At 60.3% G+C, this 3,674-nt stretch carries 3 protein-coding genes and 1 pseudogene; 3 read left to right on the top strand and 1 reads right to left on the bottom strand.

The features are described from left to right. Positions 1-104: CopD family protein (locus ACRER8_RS09515; protein ID WP_431746075.1), on the bottom strand; the 104-nt coding region annotated here is incomplete at its 3' end. Between the two features lie 142 nt (positions 105-246). Between ACRER8_RS09515 and argC the strand changes: the two genes are divergently transcribed. From argC to erpA, 3 genes and pseudogenes are all read left to right on the top strand, one after another. Continuing rightward, a complete protein-coding gene (gene argC / locus ACRER8_RS09510) occupies positions 247-1,281 on the top strand; it encodes an N-acetyl-gamma-glutamyl-phosphate reductase (protein WP_431741439.1) in 1,035 nt (344 codons plus the stop codon). Positions 1,282-1,753: 472 nt separating this feature from the next. Beyond that, positions 1,754-3,070: pseudogene (ltrA, locus tag ACRER8_RS09505) on the top strand (group II intron reverse transcriptase/maturase). A gap of 201 nt (positions 3,071-3,271) precedes the next feature. Beyond that, positions 3,272-3,622 (top strand): iron-sulfur cluster insertion protein ErpA, encoded by a 351-nt coding sequence (erpA, locus tag ACRER8_RS09500; RefSeq protein ID WP_028942121.1) that lies wholly within the window; start codon positions 3,272-3,274, stop codon positions 3,620-3,622. The last annotated feature ends 52 nt before the right edge of the window (positions 3,623-3,674 follow it).

Here is a 3,674-nt window from a genome sequence, read left to right as displayed (position 1 = left end):
TGGCTTTGCGCGTGGTAGACGAACAAGCGCGGTAGGTAGAACAGCCCAGCAAACCAGCAGACCACGCTGACGATATGCAGCGCTTTGATCCAGAGAAAAAGCATGGAGTTGAGTTCCTTCAGGGTTCACGGTCGTCAGATAGTAGAGGCTAGGCGCCTGGTGGGCCATCTCAACAGTTGTGGGCGTGTTTCTGGCCCCCTATTATCGTGGGCTTTCCTGTTGGTTCGTTGATAAGGGGCACGCGTTATGGTCAAGGTCGGTATCGTTGGCGGCACGGGTTACACCGGGGTTGAGCTGTTGCGTCTGTTGGCGCAGCATCCACAGGCTGAGGTGGCGGTAATCACTTCGCGCTCCGAAGCCGGCCTGGCGGTTGCCGATATGTACCCGAATCTGCGTGGTCACTATGACGGCCTGGCTTTCAGCGTGCCGGACGTGAAAACCCTGGCCGCCTGCGACGTGGTCTTCTTCGCCACTCCGCATGGTGTTGCCCATGCCCTGGCAGGTGAACTGCTGGCGGCAGGCACCAAGGTCATTGACCTGTCTGCAGACTTCCGCCTGCAGGATGCCGATGAATGGGCCAAATGGTACGGTCAGCCCCATGGCGCACCGGGGCTGCTCAAGGACGCGGTCTACGGCCTGCCTGAGGTTAACCGCGAGCAGATTCGTCAGGCTCGCCTGATCGCCGTACCGGGTTGCTACCCCACTGCAACCCAACTGGGTTTCCTGCCGCTGCTGGAGGCCGGTATCGCCGATGCCTCGCGCCTGATCGCCGATTGCAAGTCGGGCGTGAGTGGTGCAGGTCGTGGCGCGGCTGTGGGTTCGCTGTTCTGTGAGGCCGGTGAAAGCATGAAAGCCTATGCGGTCAAGGGTCACCGTCACCTGCCGGAAATTACCCAGGGCCTGCGCCGGGCTGCAGGAGGCGACGTCGGTCTGACCTTTGTTCCGCACTTGACGCCGATGATCCGCGGTATTCACTCCACCCTGTACGCGACCGTTGCCGACAGGTCGGTCGACCTGCAGGCGTTGTTCGAAAAACGCTATGCCGATGAACCGTTCGTCGACGTAATGCCCGCCGGCAGCCACCCGGAAACCCGCAGCGTGCGAGGTGCCAACGTCTGCCGTATTGCCGTGCACCGTCCACAGGATGGTGACCTGGTCGTGGTCTTGTCGGTCATCGACAACCTCGTCAAAGGCGCGTCGGGGCAGGCGGTGCAGAACCTCAACATCCTCTTTGGGCTGGATGAGCGTATGGGCCTTTCGCATGCGGGCCTGCTGCCCTAAGCGCTGCTGCTGAAAACGGGCCCGCCTGGTGCGGGCCTTGTTGTTGTGCGCCCAGCATGGGCGCAATCTTGCGGGTGAAAGTCCCGCCGTGAGCTGACCACAGCGAACGAAGTGAAGCGCAACTGCATGAGGGCGACCAAGTGTGGGGAGGAAGCGTGAATCGAAACCGTGAGCCGATGGACAAGAACCGGATATAAGGCGATGCCGACCAGGGCGAGCGGGCAACAAATCGCGAAGCTCTTGTGGTCAAGGTGCGGCACCGTAAATTCGGCGGTTGTGCGGGGAAGGATTGCGTTCTTACCTGGGGAGATCTCGCCTTGTGCCTGAAAGGGCGGCGGTGCACGCCGGAGCGAGAAGTCAGCAGAGGCCGTAGTAGTCTTTTTTTTTTGACGAAGGGCCGAACGAGAGAGAGCGTTATAGGGCATGTTGATGCGAGCGACCGGAAGTCAGATGCCTGCCAAACGCGGGGCGGATGGCGACAACGAGCGGTGAAGCCGTGAAAAGTCCCGTCAGCGACGAGGTCAATCGCCCGCAAAATGAAACCGATAGCGCAGGGCAAGGGCTGCTGGAGCGGGCCTTTGCGAGAGAAAACCTGAAGCGGGCGTGGAAGCGGGTCAAGGCCAACAAAGGTGTGGCAGGAGTTGATGGTCTGAACATTGAACAGACTGCTGAACATCTTCTGAACCAATGGCCGGTGCTTCGTGAGCAACTTCTTACAGGTGTCTACCGGCCCAGTCCGGTGCGACGAGTAGTCATCCCCAAACCGGACGGCGGCCAGCGTGAGTTGGGTATCCCAACGGTCACCGACCGTTTGATCCAGCAGGCGGTGCTGCAGGTTTTGCAGCCCTTACTCGATCCAACCTTCAGCGAACACAGCTACGGCTTCCGCCCGGGGCGCTGTGCGCAGGGTGCGGTTCTGGCTGCCCAGCGCCACATATCCTCGGGTCGACGAGTGGTAGTGGATGTTGACCTGGAGAAGTTCTTCGACCGAGTCGACCACGACATCCTGATTGACCGCCTGCGCAAGCGGGTTGCGGATCGGGCGGTTATCCGGCTGATCCGGGCGTATCTGGATGCGGGAACACTGATTGAAGGCGTGGTCGAGAAAAGCCGCTGTGGGGCGCCACAAGGCGGCCCTCTGTCGCCGCTGCTGGCGAATGTGCTGCTGGATGAGGTGGACTGAGAACTTGAACGTCGAGGCCACTGCTTCGTGCGCTATGCCGACGACGCGAATGTATATGTTCACAGTCATAGGGCGGGGCAGCGGGTGATGGCTTTGCTGAGGCGTCTGTACGAAAAGCTGCACTTGAGCGTCAATGAGAGCAAGAGTGCGGTGGCGAGTGCGTTCGGTCGCAAGTTTCTCGGATACGCTTTCTGGGCGTCGGCCCAGGGTGTGAAAAGAAGCGTAGCGGTCAAGGCGCGTAAGCAATTCAAACAGCGCATACGTGAGCTTACCCGACGTTCGGGCGGTCGCAGCCTGCGGCAGGTTGTCGGGAATTTACGGCCTTATCTGCTGGGTTGGAAAGCCTACTTTGGGCTGTCACAAACGCCGAGAGTCTGGCGAGAGCTAGACGAGTGGGTGCGACACCGATTGCGGGCGATCCAGCTGAAGCAATGGAGGCGTGGTCCGACAATCTTCCGCGAACTGCGCGCCTTGGGTGCTAGCCCCCAAACTGCACGGAAGGTGGCAGCCAGCTCATGCAGTTGGTGGCGCAACAGCCGCTTTGAGCTCAACCGAGTGCTGAACGTAGCGTGGTTCGACAGGATGGGTCTGGTGCGTCTCTCATAACCTCAATCTCTCGAACCGCCCGGTGCGGACCCGCATGCCGGGTGGTGTGGCAGGGGCGCGGCCTATGAAGGCCGCCCCCTATGCCGATTCTGGTCGGCGCACCCAGACGAAAGCCGCACAATTCTTGACCGATTTTCTCGGAGAAGCGGATAATGCGCACCATCACGCATTATGGCGGCACAGCGCCGGGAGATAGTCAGCATGAGCGTCGAATCCTTCACCCCCGTGGCTTTGCAGTTCACTGAGGGTGCAGCGCACAAGGTGAAGACCCTGGTCGATGAAGAAGGCAATGATCGCCTGAAGTTGCGAGTGTTCGTGACCGGTGGCGGTTGCTCGGGTTTTCAATACGGTTTTACTTTCGATGAAGATGTCGCTGAAGACGACACCATCGTCGAGCGCGAAGGCGTGGCCCTGGTGGTCGATCCAATGAGTTTCCAGTACCTGGCAGGAGCCGAAGTGGATTACCAGGAAGGCCTGGAAGGCTCGCGCTTTGTCATCAAGAACCCGAACGCCAGCACCACCTGTGGTTGCGGTTCGTCGTTCTCGATCTGATCGCAGGGCAGGTTGCACCGCAAACGCCGCGCTGATGCGCGGCGTTTTGCTG

The sequence above is a fragment of the Pseudomonas sp. genome (assembly GCF_050739935.1).
GTDB lineage: Bacteria > Pseudomonadota > Gammaproteobacteria > Pseudomonadales > Pseudomonadaceae > Aquipseudomonas.
This window is presented reverse-complemented; position numbering and strand designations above follow the sequence as displayed.

Excerpts from the sequence above, each read along its gene's own strand:
- erpA (WP_028942121.1), top strand. The coding sequence starts at position 3,272 with ATGAGCGTCGAATCCTTCACCCCCGTGGCTTTGCAGTTCACTGAGGGT.
- argC (WP_431741439.1), top strand. The coding sequence starts at position 247 with ATGGTCAAGGTCGGTATCGTTGGCGGCACGGGTTACACCGGGGTTGAG.